The following is a 20,111-nucleotide window of genomic DNA, read 5'->3' on the forward strand; positions in this document are numbered from 1 at the left end:
GTATTCCGAGCGTCCGGCAAAAGAGGGTTCCGGACCACGGTGTGTCCGGTCCGGCCGGTTCGGGCAGGCAGGAGAGGGACAGTCTGTGACGGGGTGTCCGGTAGTACCGATACTCGCCTCAGTTTGGTTTCTCCGAATCGTCACCAGCAGTTGATTCGTCATCTTCGTCGTCTCCGTCCTCGGTCGGTGCTTCAGAGGCTATCGAGTCGCTGTCGTTGGCTTCGTCGGCGGCCGGCTCGCCGTCCGCCTCGGCGATTCGCTCTTCTGGGTCCCACACCTCGACAGTGTCGTCGCCGTCGTCCGCCGGCAGGTCGTCGAACGCCTCGTCCGCAGTCAGATCGTCGCTTGGCTCTTCCATGTCGGTGTTCCGGAGTGCTTCTAGCGGGTCGTCGTCCGGGGACTCGTCGCTGTCGGCAGTGTCCGCCATGGCTTCAGCTTCGGCGTCTGCTGGTGCATCCGCGCCGTCGCTGGTCGCCGCCGACTCATCCTCAACAGCGGTCTCAGTCGGCTCGTCGGCAGCGGCGGTGTCGGCCGTGGATGTGTCGGCATCAGCGTTTGCCGTGTCATTAGCCTCAGTCTCGGTCGCGTCGGCATTCGGAGCGCCGTCGTTAGCCGTGGCAGCAGTCGCATCAGCCGCCGGTTCTTCCGTCCCGTCAGTCTGCTCGTTCCGGGCAACAGCGTCGGACGCGCCTGACTGGCCATCCCCGGCATCAGTATCGCCGTCCAACTCGTCCGTCACAGCCGCCGTCGTGCCCGGTTCGCCTGTCCCCTCCGTTGCCTGTTCCAGCCGCCGCAGCGCGTCTGGGGTGGCGATTGCGTAGATTGTGTCACCGGCCGCGAGGACGCGTTCGCGGGATGGGATTGTCTCCGGCGCTGTGTCGTCGCGGGTGATCGCGACCACCGAGACTGCCAGGCTGCCGACCGGCGCGCCGTCAAGCGTGCTCCCCGGTTCAACAGTGGTGGTTCCCATCGTCTCGTCGGCCGCACGGAGCAGCGAAGCGAACTCTCGGTCGGAGCGGTCCTGCACTGGGAGCGTGACAAGCTTGTACCGCGTTTGCGGGTCAAGTTTCGGCGTGTCGGCGGCGTCGATAGCGACCGTTACCACATCGTCGGCGACGCCCCGGAGTTCGCCGGTGAGCACGCGTTTCGCCGGCGCTTGCTCCCAGACCTGAACCAGATCGCCAGCGCTTGCAGCATGGGCCGGGTCAGCCTGAATGGCGACGGCGTTCGTCGAGGGCGGCAGCGTCGGGCCGATACCGGCCGCCCGCGACCCGACCGCAAGGTAGTCCACGGTGCCGTCGTCGGCCAGTTCAACGTCCACGTGGCCGACGCCGTAGTCGGTCTTGAGCCGGCCAACCAGCCGGTCCCGGAGTTCGTCTTTTGTCAGCCGCCGGGGGAAGAGAAAGCGGCGGTTCGCAAGTGTCTCTTTAGTCTCGTCGGGCATCGGGTCGTAGCCGATGATGTCATCGATATCCTCAGGGAGGCGGACAGACGTGACGCGACCGACAGTCTGGACGATCTCGCTCACGTCGGCGTCGATGTTCCGGCCGCCAGTCGCGGCAAAGAGGTCGACGCCCAGCCGGTCCCCAATGCGCATCCCACCGTAGGCCCCGACGCCGCCGGCAAGGAACGCAGCGAGATTCAACAGGACGACACCGGCCGCCAGCACATCCTCGTCACCGAGGATAACCTCGCTGAGCGCGGTCGTTGCGCCGATAACGAGGACAACTGCAGTCAGCCCGAACAGGAGCGCCAGCCCGGTCTGAATTCGTTCCCGGACGTACCAGCGGTAGAAAACGGCGATAGCACCAGCCGGCGTCGCGGCGAGGACCGCAATGGCGAGGAGCCAGACAACGCCCTCAACCAGCGTTCGTGACACTATCCCCAGTTGCAGGTTCGCACCGATCTGTGCGAGGAGTGGCGTGCCGAGCGGCGTCATGCGACCGCCTCCACGAAGGCATCAAGGTCGGTGCGGCGGCCAATCGCGTACAGTTCGTTGCCGGCTTCGACGGCCGCGTCGCCGCGTGGTGCGACCTGCCAGCCGTCCGGCGTCCGGATAGCGACGATGGCAACGTCGTAGGCCTCCCGAACGTGGGCGTCCCGGAGCGTCGTCCCGTCAAGCGGGCCGTCGGCGCGAACTGTGAGACGGCGAAACCGGCTTCCGGCCCGACGGAGCAGGGAGACGAGTTCGTACTCCCGATGGGTTCCGCGGGGTTCGACCACGACCTTTGGCTGAGCCGACCGCAGGAGTGGTTGCACGTCCGTCCGGGTCACGGCGACCGTGAGCCGGCCCTCGCCGCCGTCAGTCGTCGGTGCCTGTACCGGCGTTGGGGGCGCCTCGGAGTCGGCGATTTCCGGTTCCGTCGGGGTCTCGGCTGGTGTCTCGTCGGCCGACGGCGTCGACCGGGCACTGACGACGGTTCCCCGAACTTGTGCGTCCTCAGTCAGCACTGTCACCTCATCGTTTCGGGCCAGCCCGGTCGGCAACAGCGCGTCCACCGAAACGGCGTGGCGGTTGTCGCCCACACGCTTCGACAGGCCCGAAAACGGCGGCGCGGCGACAACCGTCGCTCGCCCCTGCTCGTCGATGGAGACGGCGGCGTCGCCGAGGTCGAACTCCGATTTCAGCCGCTCCTCCATCCGGCGTTCGAGTTCGCCGATGCGGAGGTCGGCCGGGAACCGCCACTCCTCGCTGCGGATTTCGGCCCGGAGCGGCTCCGCAAGCGCAGGATATCCTTCCATGTCGGCCACGTCGCCGACGATGCGAATACGGACTTCGTCGCGGCCGCCGACAAATTCGACCACATCGGCGGAGAGTTTCTTCTCGCGGAGCCCCTGGAAAGAGAGCCGCTTCGGGAACTCCGCCCCGAGCTGGTCGCCCTTGCTGTGAGCGTACAGCGACACCATCCCGACGAGAACGATTGCAGTAATGATTCGCTCGGCGTTGGGGGCCTGCGTAATCGACTTGTCTGCCAGTGCCATGAGGCCGCCGCTGACGCCGGCAAGTGCGATTGCCAGCACGACAACACCGAACCCCGGCACGGTAATGCCGGTAAAATACTTGAAACTGAACCCAAGCGCCCACGACACGAGCGCCGGTATCACTCCCACCAACAACCCCAGATAGATCCCCATCAACACCTCGACCGGGAGCGAAGCCATGTCCACATCCTGCGTGGCCGGTAGTAAATCGCTTCCGGCCCGCGGACAGTACATTTACACCGACCGCTGTAATCTGGATGGGTATGGACAGGCCGCGGAACTGGTTGGGAGCGCGCACGACAATCCTCTTGCCGGTGCTTGTGGCGGTGCTGTCGTTCGTCACTGGTGTGGTCAACATCAGTGCCGTATCGATCAGCGGACCGCTCGGAGACCTCATTCCGCGAAGCATCCAGCGTACCGCCGGATTTACCGGTGCGCTCACCGGATTCACGCTACTCGTTAGCGTCGTCGGACTCCGACGCCGCCTGCGAATCGCGTGGTACGCGACCATCGTCTTACTGCCCGTGGCGGCGGTTCAGGGGCTGGTACAGAACTCGGCGGTGACGCTTCCGTTCGTCGGCCCCGTGCCGAGTTCGGCGGTGTCGATTCCGCTCGTGGTGCTCTCGCTGATTTCGCTCCCGGCAATGTTGCTGAACCAGCGGCGGTTCGACCGACCAATCGACCTCTCGACAGCGCAACTGGCCGCTGGCGCGGCACTCCTCGGTTCGCTTATGTACGGAACGGCGGGCTCGTACGCGCTCCGGGACGATTTCACTAATCTCTCGACAGCGACCGATGCGTTCTACTACACACTGGTCACGGCCAGTACCGTCGGGTACGGCGACGTGACCCCACAGAGCCAGCAGGCGAAACTATTCGGGATGTCCGTGGTCGTCCTCGGGACGGCCAGTTTCGCCATCGCGCTTGGGTCGCTGCTGGGCCCGGCAATCGAGAAGCGGCTTTCGGAGGCACTCGGAAACATGACTGACGCACAACTGGACTTGCTCGAGAACCACGTACTGGTGCTCGGCCACGGCGACCTGACGGAACCGATTATCGAAGAACTGACCGGCGCAATCGATTTCGTGGTCATCACGCCGGACACGGAAACAGCGACACGGCTCCAGCAACAGGATATCGCCGTCCTGACTGCGGACCCGAGTGACGAGGAACCCATGCAACGGGCCGGTATCGAGGACGCTGTGGCGGTCGTCGCAGCGACGAACGACGACGCACAGGACGCGCTAGCGATACTGACGGCACAGACGCTCAACCCCGAGGTTAACATCGTCGCTGCGGCGACCGACCGCGAGAACATCGAGAAACTCCGACGAGCGGGCGCGGACACGGTCATCAGCCCGGCAGTGCTGGGTGGCCACCTCATCGTCCAGTCGGCGCTGGGCCGGGAGGGGATGGAAAATATCGCCGACCACCTGCTCGATGTGAACGACGAGGACGACGCAGATATCTAGGCCCGGCCGCGGTCGACGATAGCGATGTCTGTTTCCACGTCCTCCAGTCGTTCGAACGTCGGTGGCGAAATGAACCGCGACGCCTTGCTCCGGTCACGGCTTGCTCCGATCATGACGAGGTCGTATTGCGATGCAGTATCGGACAGAAACGTCTGGATGCTTGTCCGCGGAACCCTTGTCTCGAACGCGCCCTCGTACGGTTCGATGAGGTCCGCAAGCATCTCTTCGGCCCGGCGGCGGTCCCCGCGAGAACCGATACAGGTTGCGACGGCGACCCGCCCGCTCCGACCGGCCAGTCGCGTTGCGAAGTCGACCATGTTGTGGGCTACATCGCTGACGGACCGGACGGGGACGATGACCTGTTTCCAGCGGGTCCGGTCGCTCCGGGACCGATGGACGACAATATCGCTCTTGCTTCGAAACAGCCGCTGCAGATACGGCGTCAGCGCTCCGTGTTGGCTCTCGTAGGGCGCGACGATGAGGTCACAGTTGGTTTCGGCCGCGGTTTGCAGCGTCGTCTTGGCCGGCGAGCCATCGTCGCTCGCAACGACGACCTGGCAGGACACGCCCGTTCGCGTCTCGATTCGGTCGGCGTGGGTCTCCAGCCAGTCGACCTCCGCTTCGAGGTCAGTCTTGTCGGGCGACACCCCCGCAGTGGCCGGGTCACCGCCATCGCCGATGAGGCGGGTCCGGGCTGGCGGCGACTCTGAGCCATTTTCTGACCGGATATCGAGCTGTATCGTGTCCCGCGTGAGCGATTGCTTGGTCGTGGCGGCGTCGCTGTCTGCAACCATGTCGAGCAGGACGACTTTTCCGGCTTCGTGGGCGGCCGCGAGCCGTGCGCCCAGCATCGCTGTCTGTCCTGCCGAGTCGCCACGCATCGGGACCAGCACGTGGTCGTCACCGGACATCGACTCGTACAGGTACGTCGCTCGCTGCTCGTAGAACTGCTCGCGCCAGATGATAAAGAGGACCGCCACAAGTACACTGGCGAGGAAGATGCTAGCAACGAACGTCGCCCGCTGGTTCGGTTCGACCAGCAGCGCCAGCAGGGCGGTGGAGTACGACGACGGCTCCTCGATGTCCAGCGGCCATGTGACAACGCCAGTCGCAAAGACGGCCAGGCCGGCACCGAGCGCGTTGACGCCGAACTGGCCGCCCGGCGCTGTGAGGTAACTGTTCGAAACGGCAAGTGCGCCCAGTCCACAGACCGCGCCGATGGTGAGCCCCGCGACGAACCGCTTCGGGTCGGAGTACTTGCTCGTCGGGTCGACGAACAGCGTGTACGACCCCGCTGCGAGCGGCGGAAACAGCAGGAAACTCAGTCGTGGGACGGCGTTTGCCAGCGTCGTCACCAGCACGATAGCAAGCGGGACGAACACCAGCATCGAAAGGTGGACAAGGTTTTCAGTCACCTCGGCCCAGCGTCTGAAGTCCTGTAGTTCGCGGCGCTCGACCCGCCGGAGTCGCCTTGCCGCCGCACGGAGTCGCTTCCGGAACTGGTCGAGCATACAGTTTCCCACGGGAGAGCGTCTGTTAAGCCCTCCGCCGGAGCGCGGCGCGAGCGGCCGCGCATTCCGGTTCGATAGCACCGTCGGCGGCTCTCAAAGAGACAGTCACTCCGACGCCTACAGCGACGCGGCCGCCGTCAGACTGATTTCGATGGCGCGCTCGACGTTGTTCTTGGCTTTCTCTGGGAGTTCCTCGTCCTCGGTTTCGCCCTTCTGTGTCCCCTCGATGAGGTTTCCGTCGACGGTACAGATAGCGCCTGAGCGCAGGCCCTTACGGCGACACAGGGAGAACAGCGCGGCGGCCTCCATCTCGACGGCCAGCAGGCCGGCGGCCTCCCAGTCGTTGATGTATTCATCCGTCTCGGCGTAGAAGGCGTCGTCCGTGGCGATGGGACCGACGTGAACGTCCTCGTCGTTCGCCTCGGCGGCGTCGACCAGCGATGAGAGTACGTCGTAGTCCGGCACGGCCGGGACAGCCTTGGATTCGTAGCGCTGGGACGTTCCCTCGTCCTTGGCCGCGCCGTTGGCGACGACCATGTCGCCGATCTCGATGCCTTCCTGCAGCGCGCCGGTCGTCCCGACGCGGATGAGCGTCTCGACGCCGACCGCCTCGAGTTCCTCGACGGCGATGGCCGTCGACGGCGAACCGATGCCGGTCGAACAGATCGTCAGTTCGCGGCCCTCATAGGTCGCGTTGACGAGTTTGTACTCGCGGTTCTCCGCGACGACCTCGTGGTCGTCACAGAGGCCAGCAATGCGGTCGACGCGTCCGGGGTCGCCCGGCACGAGCGCGATGTCTGTCAGGTCACCCGGTTCGACGAGTAGATGGGGTTGTTTCGCCATACAGGCCAGTCGCACGGAACTATTTAGTAGTCAGTGGATTCCCGTCGGTCGCAACAGTGAGGTAGGACGCCCAACAGAGAGGATGTATGGCAGACAATATCTCGCTGTTCGACAGACGGATGCGAGGGCCGGCGGGTATCGCTATCGCCGCTGGAATCGTCCTCGGACTGCTGACCGGCTATACCGTCGGCGCAGGAACACCGGACGGCCCCTCGTGGACTCTCGTCGTCCCGTTCGCGCTGCTTGCCAGCGTCTTCCTGTATCTCGGGGCCTACAGAAACCTCTCGAAGCGGGTCCGGGACACGTAGCTTACAGCCAGGTGACGAGCACTGGGATGAACAGCGCAAGCGCCGCTCCGAAAATGAACGCCGTGAGTGCCCACTGTTGGATGATCTCGTCAGCGTCGTCTCGGAGACTGCCACCGAATCGAGGCATGGCGATGCGAGCGAAAAAGTAGTAGATGAACGCGGAGATGCCCACAGCACCGATGGTATGTGGAATCAGCGGGACGCCGTTGAGTGAGATCGCCGTCGGAAGCACGAACGAGAGGCCAGCGACAACCGCGCTGTACAGCAGCGCCGCGACGGGGGCGGTGCCGTGATGGACGACGACGACGAGGGGACGACTCACTGCACTCGGGTCAGTGCGGGTGAGTCCGGCCGCGGCAACGTACGCCGGCAGGTACCCCTCGTCCTGTGTCACCATCGGGATGTTCAACAACAGGCCGACGACCGCGCCGGCGACGACACAGACGAACGCCCACTGCGTGAGGGGGTAATCAAGCACGTGTCTCCCCTTGCTCGCGGTGCCAATGAGCATTGTGTCATGCGACCGTGGAGGCACAGCGGGACAGTTCCAAGAACGGGTCCGAGGCCAGAACGGCCCGCTATCAGGAGAGTTGCACCGGGTGTCTCACCGAGCGCCAGCAAGCCTGTTGCAGCATCCGCGGCAGTGTCGTCTCGGAGCGACCATCGTCAGAGTTCAATTCACTCAATATAGTACACCACGATAGTATATATGTCGTCGTGCAGAAACATGTTGCAAGTTACACCATGACACAGCAGCGCTATCAGAACGGGAAGCAGGTGATCAGACGCTGGGACGAAGTTTTCAAGGCTGTTGCCGTTGAGCCGCGGCGACAGCTCATCGTCGCGTTGTTGGATGCCCACCCCGACGAGACAGTCCCCCTCCCCGAAAGTGCGATAAACCCAAACGTTCCACAGGACCTGGAGGTTCTTCGGCAGGAGCTGTACCACTGTCATCTGCCGATGCTGTCCGACCACGAGTTCATTACGTGGGAAAGCGAGCCATTGGTTGCCGGTCGCGGCCCGCGGTTCGATGAGGTGGGCGTCGTGATCGACTCGCTACAGTCCAACGCGACGGGCGTTCCGGACTCGCTCGTGTTCGGGTGTCAACGGCTCGAACGGGAACGGCAGGAGCGCTTCGACGATTCGGTCACAGAGTAGCCGCCCTCAGACCGGACTGAACAGGAACAGGACGATATTGTTCGTGGCCGGGCCGATGCCGACGGCCGTCACGACCGCGAGCAAGAGGCTCGCTTCGACGGGATCTTCTTCAAGATAGTCATCCAGCAGGAAGACAACCCCAATCGCCACAAGCAGCTTGACGAACACGAACAGCCAGCCTTTGCCGAGATACGGGGCCGTCGGGAGCGTGCCGGCGAACTCCATGATTCGGGCCGGGATCGGTGTTCGTTCCGTGATCCCAATAACGTCAGCGCCAACCGCCGTCGAGACGCCGTCAAGCATGTGCGCGAACACGACCGTCGGGGCCGCATAGCGCATCCGAACCACGACCGGTGTCCGCCACAGCGCAACCACAAGCACCGTCACCGCGGTGACGACAGTCGCGACGATGACAGCGATAGTTGGCCAGATAAGCCCCAGCAGGCCGGACTCCAGTGCCATCACGACAGCGATGACGAGAAGTACCGTCAGGAGTCCGATGCCGATATACCCCAGATTCCGCGATATCGTCTCGCTGTGGCCGCGTCGAACGCTGAACAGCGTCAGCGTAACCCAGACGACGCCCAGCGTGACGAACGTCGTAAGATACACCGCCGGCGCGCCAAACAGCGGTGTGACCACCGGCCGGTACGCTTCAATCGGTGGCTGATGGAACGCGTGGAGTGCGCCGCCGAGCGCCATCCACGGCGTCAGGGCGACCACGGTCCGCTGGTTGATCGGTGGTTCGAGGGCGTACAACAGCGCTGTCACCACGAGCGTGCCCGCAAGCAGCGCCACAGTGTACTCAAGCGGCGGGAGCGCTAACCCCGAAGGCAGTACCATGTCCCCCACGCCGACTCCTATGAGGGAAAACCTTCCGAACGAGACTGACGGAGGTACTCACAGCCTGAGCGGCGACCGCTGGACGCCGAGGACAGAGAGATAGTGAACTGGCTACCGTCTGCCGCCCGCCGTCTTTACGTAGACACCACGTGTCACCCCGCGGCATGGACGATATACCAGACCGCATCGAACATACGGTCCTCGGACCGACGACGACACCGGCCGACGTGCGAACTTGCCTCGACGAGGCGCTACAGTACGGAATGCGGGCGTGCATCCCCCCGTGGGCGGTCCCGCTGGCGACTGAATACGCAAACGTCCCGCTCACGGCCGTCATCGACTTCCCACACGGTCAGGGTCAGACCGATAGCGTCTGTCAGGCGGCCAAACTGGCCTGGGACGCTGGGGCCGACGAACTGGATATGGTGTGTAACGTTGGGTTGTTAAAAGCCGGCGAGGACGACGCCGTTCGGGACCACATCACCGAAGTCGTCGCCAGCGTCCCAGTTCCCGTGAAGGTCATCGTCGAAGCGCCGCTGCTTTCTGATGCCGAACTCGAACGGGTCGGGCAACTCGTGGCTGATGCCGACGCCGCATATCTCAAGACTGCGACGGGGTTCAGCGAGGGCGGCGCGACGGTCCACGACGTGGAGATTCTCAGCAAGTACCTCCCGGTGAAAGCCAGCGGCGGCGTCGGGTCGTGGGCTGACGCCAAGGCGATGTTCGAGGCCGGGGCCGAGCGGATCGGCGCGTCGAGTGGCGATACCATCGTTCGAGAGTGGCAGGCCGAAACGGCGGGCGAAACCGTGACCGAGCCGGAATCAGACCGGGACGGCGCGGACACGACCGACGGCTACTGACCGGTCCAATCCGTCGCCCTTTTGCCGCCCTGGCGATAGTGTTTGGATGAATGGCCCGGTATCACATCGAGACGTACGGGTGTACCTCGAACAGAGGTGAGACCCAGCAGATCGAGCAGGCGCTCCGGGAGGGCGGGCACCACCCCGCCGACGGGCCGGAGTCCGCCGACGTGGCGATCCTCAACACCTGTACGGTGCTTGAGAAAACCGAACGCAACATGCTCGCGCGGGCCAAAGAACTCGATAGCGAAACGCCGGCCGACCTCGTCATCACGGGCTGTATGGCGCTCGCGCAGGGTGAGGAGTTCCAGAGCGCCGACATCGACGCCGAGGTGCTCCACTGGGACGATGTCCCACAGTACGTTCTTAACGGAGAATGCCCGACGATCACGCCGGATACCGAGACGGTGCTCAACGGCGTCGTCGGCATCCTCCCCATCGCTCGGGGCTGTATGTCAGACTGCTCCTACTGCATCACCAAGCAGGCGACCGGGCGAATCGAATCGCCCTCTGTCGAGGAGAACGTTGAGAAGGCCCGCGCGCTCGTCCACGCCGGCGCGAAGGAAATCCGTATCACCGGCCAAGATACGGGCGTCTACGGCTGGGATACGAATCAGGGCACGAGCCTTCTACCGGAGCTACTCGACCGCATCTGCTCCGACATCGACGGCGATTTCCGAGTTCGTGTCGGCATGGCGAACCCGAAGGGACTCCACGGCGTCCGTGAGGAACTCGCAGCGGTGTTTGCCGAACACGACGAACTGTACAACTTCATCCACGCGCCGGTCCAGTCCGGCAGCGACGACGTGCTGGCCGATATGCGCCGGCAACACGCCGTTTCGGAGTATCTGGAGGTCGTCGAGACGCTGGACGACCAGCTGGACTACTGGACACTGTCGACGGACTTCATCGTCGGCTTCCCGACCGAGGAGCCGGCCGACCACGAGCAATCGATGGCGCTGCTGCGCGAGACCCGCCCCGAGAAGATCAACGTCACGCGCTTCTCGAAGCGGCCCGGTACCGACGCCGACGACATGAAAGGGCTCGGCGGCCAGATCAAGAAGGACCGCTCGAAGGAGATGAGCGAGGCGAAGATGGAGCTGATGGCCGAGGCCTACGAGGAGATGGTCGGCCACACGTCCTCGGTGTTGCTCGTCGAGGACGGCACCGACGAGTCGCTGGTGGGCTACGACGAGGCCTACCGGCAGGTTGTCATTGCCGACGCACAGGAGCGGGGCCTGGAAATCGGCGACACGGTTGACGTGGAGATCACGAGCCACAACACCGTGTACGCCTTCGGCGAGCCGATCGAGCGGGCCCAGATAGCGGACTGACGGGTCCCCACATTTTCAGTCAGGACTGACCAGCCGCTCAGTCGCCACTGTAGGCTTTGCGAAGGAACGTTACCGCTCCGCCGAACATCGCAAGGTTCCCGAAGAAAGCCAGACGCTCGCCGCTCTGATCGTCCGGGTCAGCGTTCCAGAAGTCGTGCATCGTCGGGGTCACGACGGCAAGGAACGTGGCGACGGCACCGGTCGAAACACGAGGAAGCCGCCAGAATGCCGTCCCGAGCCCGCCGACCAGCATCATCCCCGAGGCCAGCGGGGCCAGCAAGTCTGGCGCGGGGACACCCGCCGACTCAGCGTACTCAATAGCGTCTTCCATGTCCCGGAAGTCCTCAGCGGCCTGAAGGGCCACGCCAAGGCCGAACAACAGTCGTCCAAGTGCAAGCCAGCTACGTGATGAGTCGTCACCCATATGCTATCGCATGGCACGACAGCTATTAAAACGTCACTCCAAGTCAGCGAGTCGTTCCACTTCTTCGTCGTCTTTCCACTCGCCGAGTTCCTTCGGGTCGACGTGAATGAACGCGTCGTCGACCTCCGGAAGCTCCTCGATTGATTTGATGACCGCCGTCTCGATGTCGTGGGCCTCAAACAGCGTCAGGTCACCTTCCACCTCGATGTGGAGGCTCACGTCGATTTCAGGGCCGACGTAGTGGGCGATAACGTCATGTGCGCCGCTGACCTTGGGGTGGTCCAGCGCGCGGCGAAGAATTTCGCGCCGAAGGTCCTCTGGCGGTGCGCCGCCGACGAGATACGTGACGTTTTCCTGTACGACCTCGATGCCGGTGTAGATGATGCCGATGGCGACGACGAGCGCAGCCAGCGGGTCGGCGATGGGGTAACCGGCCATCGCACCACCGACGCCGACCAGCGCCGCTCCCGCGGTGAGGATGTCGTTGCGGTTGTCCTTCGCCGTCGCAATGAGCGCCGGGGAGTTACGGTCCGTGCCCGCGCGGAGACAGTAGCGGTAGAGGGCGTACTTCGCGACGGCCGAGAAGGCGAGCACGAGCACGGCGGCTGGCCCCTGTGTTACCGAGATGTTCCCGGTCAGCAGGGCAGTCCCGGCGTTCCAGAGGACGAACCCGCCAGCGGCGAAGATACCCGCGGCAACGAACAGCGAGACGAACGGCTCGATGCGTTCGTGGCCGTGGGGGTGCTCGAAGTCAGGCGGGCGCGTCGTCAGGTACAGCCCGGCAACGATGACCAGCGAGTAGGCGGTGTCAGCGGCGCTGTTGACCGCCTCGGACTGGACGGCGAAGCTTCCGGTAGTGAGCCAGACGCCGGCTTTCAGCAGCACGAGGAGAAGGTTGACGCCGAGAACGAGCAGGCCGACTCGCCTGAGCGTCGTGCGGCGTGACATTGCCCCTCCGTTGTTGGGCCGCCGTCAAAGCCGCTTCGACACTGGGCTACTCCTGTGGCCGAGGCCGAGACGCGAAGGTTGCCATCGCTGGCGAAAACGGGTCGTATACCGACTGGTGGCAGTTACAGTACACCTTGTCGGCGGCCTCGAATTTCGCGCTTCCAGGCGTCTTTTTGTACCCGGGATTACAGCAGAGGTGCGTACAGCGGTTCACCCATGCGATGAAATCCTCGGCAGTGGCCGCGTCCAGAAAGTCACGTATCTCACCGGCGAGGTCAGCATACTCGTCTTCACCGGCGACCATCTTCGAGACAGCGGGTGTCCGGAGCACCTGAACCTGAATCTCCTTGACGTCCTCGCCCTGTGAACGCCAGGTCGCGACCGCTGGCTTGCCGAGACCGTCGCTACCGATGTTGTTTCCCCACAACTCGTAGTTCTCGAAGTGCTCGACACGGAGTTTCTCTCCATCGGGCAGGTCAGATTGCCAGTCATACGTCGTCTTCGACCTGAGAAACCCGTCGCGCTCGGGGTCCGGTTCGAGTCCCGGGGCGACTTCGAGCCCGCAGTACTGGAACCACTGCTGAGAGTACGTCACGCCGCCCAGTTCACCCCTGGCGAGACGGAAGGTATCACCGCCCGCTGTCACTTCTGATACGGACGGCCACATCCCGCGGAGTGCGCCATCGGATATCTCCAGGGGGACAATCGGCATCGGCCGGTTCGCTGGGCCAGCGATATTCCGGATGCCGACATAGGACACAGTACCGCCACCGATGCCACCTTGGTCGGTCGTTGCGTCGACTGCGAGGCCGCCGACAGTCGTCACCCCTGACAGCGCACTGGCGCCGACCAGTCCTTTGACGAAGCGGCGGCGACCGGACGGGGCTGGGTACTTGTCACGCTGGCCGTGATTTGGAAGGCCTTCTTGCGTCATAGGACCATGCGACAGTTTGGCAGCCACTGAAAAAGGCCCACCCGATGCTTTTCAGCTACCGGAAATCGGCTGTTTCACCGCATCTCTACAGACGAAGACGGCATCTCGGTCGGTACGGCCGGGACGGCCAGGGCTACTCGATTCGGACAGCTCCGTCCTCCGGAGCGGTCGTTCCGTCCTGTGACGCGAACGCAGCGTAGAGCCGGTCGTACGTCTCTTCGACAGCCTCGACGATGACTTTCGTATCACTGATGACCGGCATAAAGTTGGTGTCGCCGTTCCACCGCGGCACGATGTGGGTGTGGAGGTGGTCGTCAATCGAGCCGCCGGCCGCCGAGCCGCCGAGATTCAGCCCTGCGTTGAACGCGTCCGGGGAGAGTGCAGTTTCGAGAGCGTCGAAGGTCCGTTGTTTCAGTCGGCCGTGATCGAGCAGGGTCTCGTCGTCAAGGTCACCGTACTCGCCGGTGTGAGTATGGGGAATAACCATCACGTGTCCGGGGTTGTACGGGTAGTTGTTCAGGAGGACAAAAGCGTGGTCGCTTCGCGCCACGAGGTTGTTCGCTCGGTCGTCGTCCTGTGCCTGAAACGCACAGAACACGCAGTCGACATCAGGGTTCGTCTTTTCGCGTTCGACCCACTCGATGCGCCACGGCGCAAACACCTTGTCCATACCGCCAGTTGTCGACCCACCAGCAAAAACGACATGACCGATACCGCGAATGTAGTATATAAAAGTGTTGGCCGTTCACGCAAGCTGACCGGGTTTTGTGGGCTCAGGAAGGCTTTTAAACATTCTCGGCGCACCTAAGCTCTCCTTCGGCAGAAATCGACTTCTGTCTGGCGATAAACAGTGCTAAACGGACCAGAACTGATGGTGGTTTTTATACTCTCTACCCGGCTTGTATCAGACGGGATGGCAGCGATAAACGACGGCGTTGACATGGCCGAACACTGTTCGACGTGTGACCGTGAGACGCCGCACGCCGTGCGTGTCCAGATACAGACAGAATCCGATAAACGCGAAAACGCGGCGTTTTCCCGAGAGCCGTATCGGGTTAGCGAGTGTCAAATCTGTGGGACAACCACGTCGACACGGATGAACAACGCTTAACCATCCCACACCCCCCACCCCACCCTTTCCGTACGCCACGCGGTCTCTGACTGCGTGGCCACACACCCCCCACCCCACCCTTTCCGTACGCCACGCGGTCTCTGACTGCGTGGCCACACACCCCACCCCACCTTTCACGCGAATCCCAGAGCGATAGCACTGCTGCTCGAAAACAGTAGTCCGGTATCACCCGGCGGGTTCGAAGTCGGTGTCGCGTTACCGCGAGCGCGTCGTTACTTCACAGCCGTCCTCGGTGATGATGACGGTGTGCTCCTTCTGGCTGACGTACGCGCCGTCCTGCTCTTTGAGTACGGGGTAGCCGTGGACGATATCCTGCTGTTTCAGGCGGCGAAGCGCCATCTCCGCTCGCGGCGAGTCGAGCCAGCGGGCGGCGAACGGCAGTGTTCGGTACTCATCGGTGATCTGTTCGAGGACCTGTCGGGCCTGCCGGTTCCGGACTGATCCTTCCCGTTCGAGGGCGAAAATCTCCTCGTCAGCCCCTTCCTGCACTTTGCCGCGGCCGTCGGTGGCGAACGGCTCGATAGCGACCACGTCACCCACGTCGAGCGTCGCACCCTGTGCCACTTCGCGGTTCGGGATGTTCGGCGACGTGTGCTGTTCCCAGTGACCGAGTCCGTGGCCGGTGAGATTCACGACGGGGTTGTAGCCGTACCCTTCGATGACCTCCTCGACGGCTGCGCCGATCTGGCCCACATCAACACCCGGGCCGGCAACGTCCAGCGCGGCGTCCAAGGCCTCTTCGGGGGCTTTGGCGAGTTCGTCCTGCCCGGAGAGGTCGACCGTCACGGCGGTGTCGGCAAGCCACCCATCGACGTGGACGCCGATGTCGAGGTTGACCATCTCTTCGCCGAACGTCGCGTCGTCGTCGCGCTCGGGAGTAGCGTGAGCGGCCTCCTCGTCGATAGAGATGTTCACCGGGAACGCCGGCTTGCCGCCCAGTTCCCGGATCTTGTCCTCGGCCCACTGGGCGACTTCGAGGTGAGAGACGCCCTCCTCAACGCGTTCGGCCGCCTCGTCGCGTACCTGTGCCAGAATTTCGCCCGCTTCGCGGCATTTCTCGTACTGCTCGGAATCGAAGTCCACGTCAGTCATGCACGCCGGTTAGTCGGTGGCGGGCAAAGGGGTTTCCCTCTGCTATTTCGTCGCGGTCTGCATTGCGGCGGTGTTCCGTTCGGCCCCGGTATGGCCGGCATGGTCGAGAACGATGACGCCGGCACGTCCACCGGTCGCGTCCTCGAACTCGGCGATGGCTTCTTCGGCGGCCTGTTTCGGGCCGTACGTGTCCAGTAGTTCGACAGCGCGGCGAGCCACCCCGAACCGGGCGATAGCCTCCCCTTCGCCGGTCGCGCTCGCACCACCGCGGCCGTCCGCGTAGAAGCCGGCCCCGACCTGTGGCACATCGCCGACTCGACCGGCCAGCGCGTACCAGCGCCCGGCGGTCGACGTCGCCGCGGCAAGCCGGTCCCCGTCGGTTGCGACAGCGCCGACGGTGTCAGTGCCGCTGAAATGCTCACGAACCCAGTCGAGGTGGTCAGCGGGGCCACCGTCGGGCGGGTCCGCCCGCTCGTATCGCTGTCGCGTCTCTGCAGTCGTGAGGTCCCGGCCGGTTTCGACACCTGTGCCAGCCGCGAACTCAACGGCCTCGTCGCCGGCAAGGAGGACGTGTGGCGTCTCAGTTGCCACAGTATGGGCTACATCCGCGGCGTGTACAACGCCAGACATTGCACACGCCGCTCCGACCCCGCCGTCGTCGGTCATCAGTCCAGCGTCAGTCCGGACTTCGCCGTCGCTCTGGATTGCCCCACCGACGCCGGCATTGAATGCTGAGTCTGATTCAAGTGGCCGAAGCGCGGCCAGCACCGCGCCCATCGGACGCGCCGCCTCCGTTGCCTGTTCAGCGGCATCGGTAAGCGTTTTCTGTCGGGTGGCCGGTGACTCTGGTGGACTGCCCGCGCCGCCGTGGACGATGACGTGCATGCGGACCCGTTGACACACGAAAGGCATATCACCTCCGACCATTGCGATAGTGACGTGCCGGCGTGCGGTCGTGACCTTTCTTTACGCACTGTGTTACCACGTCTGAGGGAAAGCGGCACGCCTTTAGGGGCGACTGTCAATTGGCGGAATATGGGCTACGATTACGACAAAGTGGAGGTTCCCGACGAGGGACAGCAGATTCAGGTCACGGAGGACGACGAACTCGACGTTCCGGAGAACCCGATTATCCCTATCATCCACGGGGACGGTATCGGGACCGACGTGGGTCCGGCCGCACAGAAAGTGCTCGAAGCCGCCGCGAACGCAACCGGTCGTGACATCTCTTGGATGCGCATCTACGCCGGCCAGTCCGCCCGAGACAAGTACGACGAGAACCTCCCTGATGACACCGTCGAAGCCATCAAAGAGTTCAACGTCGCTATCAAGGGCCCGCTAACGACACCGGTCGGCGCTGGCTTCCGCTCGCTGAACGTCGCACTTCGCAAGACGCTCGACCTCTACGCGAACGTTCGCCCGACCTATCACATCGAGGGCGTCCCGTCACCGGTCAAAGACCCCGAGGAGATGGACATGGTCACCTTCCGGGAGAACACCGAGGACGTCTACGCCGGCATCGAGTGGGAGGCCGGCACCGACGAAGTCGAGGAGGTCAAGGAGTTCGTCGAGGACGAGATGAACTTCGACGAGACCATCCACGACGGCCCGGTCGGCATCGGCGTCAAGCCGATCACCGAGTTCGGGACCAAGCGCCTCGTCCGTGAGGCCATCGACTACGCCCTCGAAGAGGACCGCGACAGCGTCACGCTGGTCCACAAGGGTAATATCATGAAGTTCACTGAGGGAGCCTTCCGTGACTGGGGCTACGAGGTCGCCGAAGAGGAGTACGGCGAGCACGTCATCACCGAGGACGAGCTGTGGGACGAGTACGACGGCGAGGCGCCCGAGGACTCACTGGTCGTTAACGACCGCATCGCCGACAACATGCTCCAGCAGCTCCTGACCCGGACCGACGAGTACGACGTCATCGCGACGATGAACCTCAACGGGGACTACATGTCCGACGCTGCCGGCGCACAGATCGGCGGCCTCGGCATCGCCCCCGGTGCGAACTTCGGTTCGGCCCGCTGTCTCGCAGAGCCGGTCCACGGCTCCGCGCCGAAGTACGCCGGCGAGGACAAGGTCAACCCGACCGCAATGATCCTCTCCGGCCGCCTCATGCTCGAATACATGGGCTGGAAGGACGCCGGCCAGCTCGTTCGTGACGCCGTCGAGGAGACCATCTCCTCTGGCAACGTCACCTACGACCTCGAACGCCAGATCGAAGGCGGTACGAAGCTCGCCACCAGCGAGTTCGCCGAGAAGGTCGTCGAGAATATCGAGAAACTTGCATAAGCAAGTTTCTGGGCTCTGGCGGCAAAGCCGCCAGAACATCGAGAAGCTCGCATAAGCGAGTCGCGCTGACCACCCGAACTCTGCATTTTTAGTGCGCGTTACAGCCCGAAAGTGACGACACAGGCGAGTATCATTTGGAGAATAGCGCTATCTCTTGGGAGTTGCGTTTCTTATGCAGCACAGCCGTCCGAGAAGCGTTACTCGGTCAGCGGCATAACTACGCCAAACACGAGCGGCGAGAGAAGTCCGACGAGAATACCGAGCATTTCCATGTCGACTAGCAGGGTGTCGCCCCAGGCGGGGAGCGTCCCGAGAACGGCGCTTCCGGCGACTTCGCCCGCGATGCCGAGGAGGAACAGCCCTGCCCCAAGCATGAACCCGCGCTTCGCGAGTGTCGCGTAGTCCGCGTTCCAGTTTTGACTCATACAGGTCCGTCCTCGTGGACCTACTAAGCTCTCTCGGATCGAAAGAGCTACAAATGCGTTCGGAATGATATCTGGGCACACATGGTCTCAGAATCGATTCCAGAGCTACTTGAACTCCTGCTCTCGACGCTGCTCGCAGCCGGGCTAACCGTTGGCGGGGCACTCACCGAACAGGCCGCTCTCGCCGACCTGTCCGGCGGCGTCTCCGCGTTCGCTACCTGGGAGGTGTACATGGGCCTGGTCCTCCTGTACGCCGGCTATACCCTCGCATCGCGGCGAGTGTTTCCCGCGCTCGGCAGCGCTTGAGTGTTCGCTGCAGGCAGACTCTTAGTCCTGAAGCGACCGCTGAGTTGTATTTTCGACCCACTCTGGCTGTCTCACTGTCGTCGACCCGATGTGTCGGAGCCGCATCTCTTGGGTGACACGAACCTGTCGGTCGCTCCGTTTAGCATCGAAGGCCAGCCGAAACGCGGAAACGGTGCCATCGTGATTGACGCGAAGTCGGACGGAGACGTTGCGGGGGTCGCTCACGAACAGCGGTGTGTTGAGTCTGTCAGGGTTCCGAAAGCGGGTGCCGACGAGGACGACGCCGCTGTCACTTCGGTCTGCAACGGAGAGAGCGACGGCTTCTCCGACGCCACGTATCGTCCGGCGCTCCGAGAGGTCCGAGACCGGGCCGTCGTCGCGGACAGACCACTTGACCTGGCTGCGGCGGTTCACTCGCTCGTCGTACTGGGCCGCAACGATGGAACCGTTAGTCCAGTAGTCAATGCGGGTGGTGAACGTGTTCAACTCCGTGCCGTTCTGGCGGAACCGACCTGCGTACGTCGTCTTGTTCACCGCGACGTAGCGGGTGTGGTTGGACCGCCGGAGTACTGTCCCGTTGCTGTCAGTGACCCACTGGCGAGTGACTAGCGTGTAATTCGTCGTCGCAAGCGTCCGCTCGTGGGTGCTGGCCAGCGTTGACGGAACCACTGCGTCGTCGCTCACGCCCGGCGGATACCCGACCCCGTCGGTCGGCACCGCTGCCGGCGTGACCGTCTCGGGACTGTCTTGCTGGACGAACCCAGAACAGCCGGCGAGTACGAGCGCGAGCGTCACGATAGCAACCACTGCTCGCGTCATTGGTTACCATACGGCCGGAGGACTCAAACAGTTGTGGTTAGTCCTGCCAGTCCGGATTCGGCCTCGGCGGACTAAACACGTCGATACCACGGACCGGCTCCTCGCCGTCGTTGCGCGCCTCGTGTGGTTCCTCGCTCGGGACCACGTAGGAGTCACCGGGACCAATGACGTACTCCTCGCCGTTAACGTGGAAGGTAAAAGTTCCCTTCACAACGTAGCCGACCTGCTCGTGGCGGTGGCTGTGCTCCGGAACGGCCGCGCCGGGTTCGATATGAAACTGCTGGACGCTCATCTCCTCTCCGACGGCCATCTGTGTCAGGTGCACGCCGTCGACTGCTTCGACTGTCTCACAGGCCGCCTGTGGTACTTCTTCCATGCTCAGCTATGTCATGTCCGCCGCACCTGAGCCTTCGTCCCCCGGC

The 20,111-nt window shown here is 63.5% G+C and carries 23 protein-coding genes; 8 read left to right on the top strand and 15 right to left on the bottom strand.

The window, feature by feature from the left end:
• Positions 1-118: 118 nt before the first annotated feature.
• Both BDK61_RS15745 and BDK61_RS15750 read right to left on the bottom strand, forming a co-directional pair.
• Positions 119-1,939, bottom strand: a complete 1,821-nt coding sequence (locus BDK61_RS15745) for a potassium transporter TrkA (protein WP_121303713.1) — start codon at positions 1,937-1,939, stop codon at positions 119-121.
• Positions 1,936-3,216, bottom strand: coding sequence for a potassium channel family protein (locus BDK61_RS15750; protein ID WP_121303714.1), 1,281 nt, complete (start codon positions 3,214-3,216; stop codon positions 1,936-1,938). Before BDK61_RS15750 ends, BDK61_RS15745 begins: the two co-directional genes overlap by 4 nt.
• 29 nt (positions 3,217-3,245) lie before the next feature.
• Between BDK61_RS15750 and BDK61_RS15755 the strand changes: the two genes are divergently transcribed.
• Positions 3,246-4,454, top strand: a complete 1,209-nt coding sequence (locus tag BDK61_RS15755; protein WP_121303715.1) for an NAD-binding protein — start codon at positions 3,246-3,248, stop codon at positions 4,452-4,454.
• Here BDK61_RS15755 and BDK61_RS15760 read toward each other — a convergent pair.
• Together BDK61_RS15760 and BDK61_RS15765 are read right to left on the bottom strand one after the other, a co-directional pair.
• Positions 4,451-5,965 (bottom strand): HPP family protein, encoded by a 1,515-nt coding sequence (locus tag BDK61_RS15760; RefSeq protein WP_121303716.1) that lies wholly within the window; start codon positions 5,963-5,965, stop codon positions 4,451-4,453. The genes BDK61_RS15755 and BDK61_RS15760 overlap by 4 nt on opposite strands.
• 117 nt (positions 5,966-6,082) lie before the next feature.
• Positions 6,083-6,808 carry a nucleoside phosphorylase gene (locus tag BDK61_RS15765; RefSeq protein WP_121303717.1) on the bottom strand — a complete coding sequence of 242 codons (726 nt, stop codon included), beginning with the start codon at positions 6,806-6,808 and terminating at the stop codon, positions 6,083-6,085.
• Positions 6,809-6,894: 86 nt separating this feature from the next.
• Here BDK61_RS15765 and BDK61_RS15770 point away from each other — a divergent pair, with 86 nt between their 5' ends.
• The gene (locus BDK61_RS15770) at positions 6,895-7,116 is read left to right on the top strand and encodes a hypothetical protein (RefSeq protein WP_004963795.1); all 222 of its coding nucleotides are present in this window, start codon (positions 6,895-6,897) and stop codon (positions 7,114-7,116) included.
• A 1-nt stretch (position 7,117) separates the two neighbouring features.
• Here the strand turns inward: BDK61_RS15770 and BDK61_RS15775 are convergent, their stop codons facing one another.
• Positions 7,118-7,627 (bottom strand): hypothetical protein, encoded by a 510-nt coding sequence (locus tag BDK61_RS15775; protein WP_121303718.1) that lies wholly within the window; start codon positions 7,625-7,627, stop codon positions 7,118-7,120.
• 233 nt (positions 7,628-7,860) lie between these two features.
• Here BDK61_RS15775 and BDK61_RS15780 point away from each other — a divergent pair, with 233 nt between their 5' ends.
• On the top strand, positions 7,861-8,274 hold the full coding sequence (locus tag BDK61_RS15780) for a hypothetical protein (RefSeq protein WP_121303719.1): 414 nt from the start codon (positions 7,861-7,863) through the stop codon (positions 8,272-8,274).
• 6 nt (positions 8,275-8,280) lie between these two features.
• Here BDK61_RS15780 and BDK61_RS15785 read toward each other — a convergent pair whose 3' ends face one another.
• The gene (locus tag BDK61_RS15785) at positions 8,281-9,117 is read right to left on the bottom strand and encodes a DUF63 family protein (protein ID WP_121303720.1); all 837 of its coding nucleotides are present in this window, start codon (positions 9,115-9,117) and stop codon (positions 8,281-8,283) included.
• 164 nt (positions 9,118-9,281) lie between these two features.
• On the opposite strand from BDK61_RS15785, the gene deoC reads away from it, so the two are divergent.
• Complete coding sequence (gene deoC, locus BDK61_RS15790) at positions 9,282-9,977, top strand: deoxyribose-phosphate aldolase (RefSeq protein WP_007189048.1); 696 nt, start codon at positions 9,282-9,284, stop codon at positions 9,975-9,977.
• A gap of 50 nt (positions 9,978-10,027) precedes the next feature.
• Positions 10,028-11,311, top strand: coding sequence for a tRNA (N(6)-L-threonylcarbamoyladenosine(37)-C(2))-methylthiotransferase (locus tag BDK61_RS15795; RefSeq protein WP_121303721.1), 1,284 nt, complete (start codon positions 10,028-10,030; stop codon positions 11,309-11,311).
• A 37-nt stretch (positions 11,312-11,348) separates the two neighbouring features.
• Here BDK61_RS15795 and BDK61_RS15800 read toward each other — a convergent pair whose 3' ends face one another.
• The 4 genes from BDK61_RS15800 to BDK61_RS15815 form a co-directional block, all read right to left on the bottom strand.
• Entirely contained in the window at positions 11,349-11,735 is a 387-nt protein-coding gene (locus tag BDK61_RS15800) for a DoxX family protein (protein ID WP_004963811.1), read from the bottom strand.
• Between the two features lie 33 nt (positions 11,736-11,768).
• Entirely contained in the window at positions 11,769-12,683 is a 915-nt protein-coding gene (locus BDK61_RS15805; RefSeq protein WP_011224795.1) for a cation diffusion facilitator family transporter, read from the bottom strand.
• Between the two features lie 46 nt (positions 12,684-12,729).
• Complete coding sequence (locus tag BDK61_RS15810) at positions 12,730-13,617, bottom strand: Rieske 2Fe-2S domain-containing protein (protein WP_121303722.1); 888 nt, start codon at positions 13,615-13,617, stop codon at positions 12,730-12,732.
• A gap of 133 nt (positions 13,618-13,750) precedes the next feature.
• Entirely contained in the window at positions 13,751-14,287 is a 537-nt protein-coding gene (locus BDK61_RS15815; protein WP_004963820.1) for an HIT family protein, read from the bottom strand.
• A gap of 243 nt (positions 14,288-14,530) precedes the next feature.
• Between BDK61_RS15815 and BDK61_RS23875 the strand changes: the two genes are divergently transcribed.
• Entirely contained in the window at positions 14,531-14,728 is a 198-nt protein-coding gene (locus tag BDK61_RS23875; RefSeq protein ID WP_004518623.1) for a DUF7835 family putative zinc beta-ribbon protein, read from the top strand.
• 216 nt (positions 14,729-14,944) lie between these two features.
• Here the strand turns inward: BDK61_RS23875 and map are convergent, their stop codons facing one another.
• Complete coding sequence (gene map / locus BDK61_RS15825) at positions 14,945-15,841, bottom strand: type II methionyl aminopeptidase (protein WP_121303723.1); 897 nt, start codon at positions 15,839-15,841, stop codon at positions 14,945-14,947.
• A 42-nt stretch (positions 15,842-15,883) separates the two neighbouring features.
• Positions 15,884-16,726 carry an isoaspartyl peptidase/L-asparaginase gene (locus tag BDK61_RS15830; protein WP_004963827.1) on the bottom strand — a complete coding sequence of 281 codons (843 nt, stop codon included), beginning with the start codon at positions 16,724-16,726 and terminating at the stop codon, positions 15,884-15,886.
• A 150-nt stretch (positions 16,727-16,876) separates the two neighbouring features.
• Between BDK61_RS15830 and icd the strand changes: the two genes are divergently transcribed.
• Positions 16,877-18,139: an isocitrate dehydrogenase (NADP(+)) gene (gene icd / locus BDK61_RS15835; protein WP_004963830.1), complete on the top strand. Its 1,263-nt coding sequence runs from the start codon at positions 16,877-16,879 to the stop codon at positions 18,137-18,139.
• Positions 18,140-18,336: 197 nt separating this feature from the next.
• Here the strand turns inward: icd and BDK61_RS15840 are convergent, their stop codons facing one another.
• Positions 18,337-18,564 (bottom strand): DUF7860 family protein, encoded by a 228-nt coding sequence (locus BDK61_RS15840; protein WP_007189053.1) that lies wholly within the window; start codon positions 18,562-18,564, stop codon positions 18,337-18,339.
• A gap of 81 nt (positions 18,565-18,645) precedes the next feature.
• On the opposite strand from BDK61_RS15840, the gene BDK61_RS15845 reads away from it, so the two are divergent.
• Positions 18,646-18,870, top strand: a complete 225-nt coding sequence (locus BDK61_RS15845) for a hypothetical protein (protein ID WP_004963836.1) — start codon at positions 18,646-18,648, stop codon at positions 18,868-18,870.
• A gap of 21 nt (positions 18,871-18,891) precedes the next feature.
• On the opposite strand, the gene BDK61_RS15850 is transcribed toward BDK61_RS15845, so the two are convergent.
• The gene (locus BDK61_RS15850; protein ID WP_121303724.1) at positions 18,892-19,689 is read right to left on the bottom strand and encodes a hypothetical protein; all 798 of its coding nucleotides are present in this window, start codon (positions 19,687-19,689) and stop codon (positions 18,892-18,894) included.
• 37 nt (positions 19,690-19,726) lie between these two features.
• On the bottom strand, positions 19,727-20,065 hold the full coding sequence (locus tag BDK61_RS15855; RefSeq protein WP_004963841.1) for a cupin domain-containing protein: 339 nt from the start codon (positions 20,063-20,065) through the stop codon (positions 19,727-19,729).
• Positions 20,066-20,111 lie beyond the last annotated feature (46 nt).

The sequence above is a fragment of the Haloarcula quadrata genome (assembly GCF_003634715.1).
In the GTDB taxonomy this organism is placed as follows: Archaea; Halobacteriota; Halobacteria; order Halobacteriales; family Haloarculaceae; genus Haloarcula; species Haloarcula marismortui.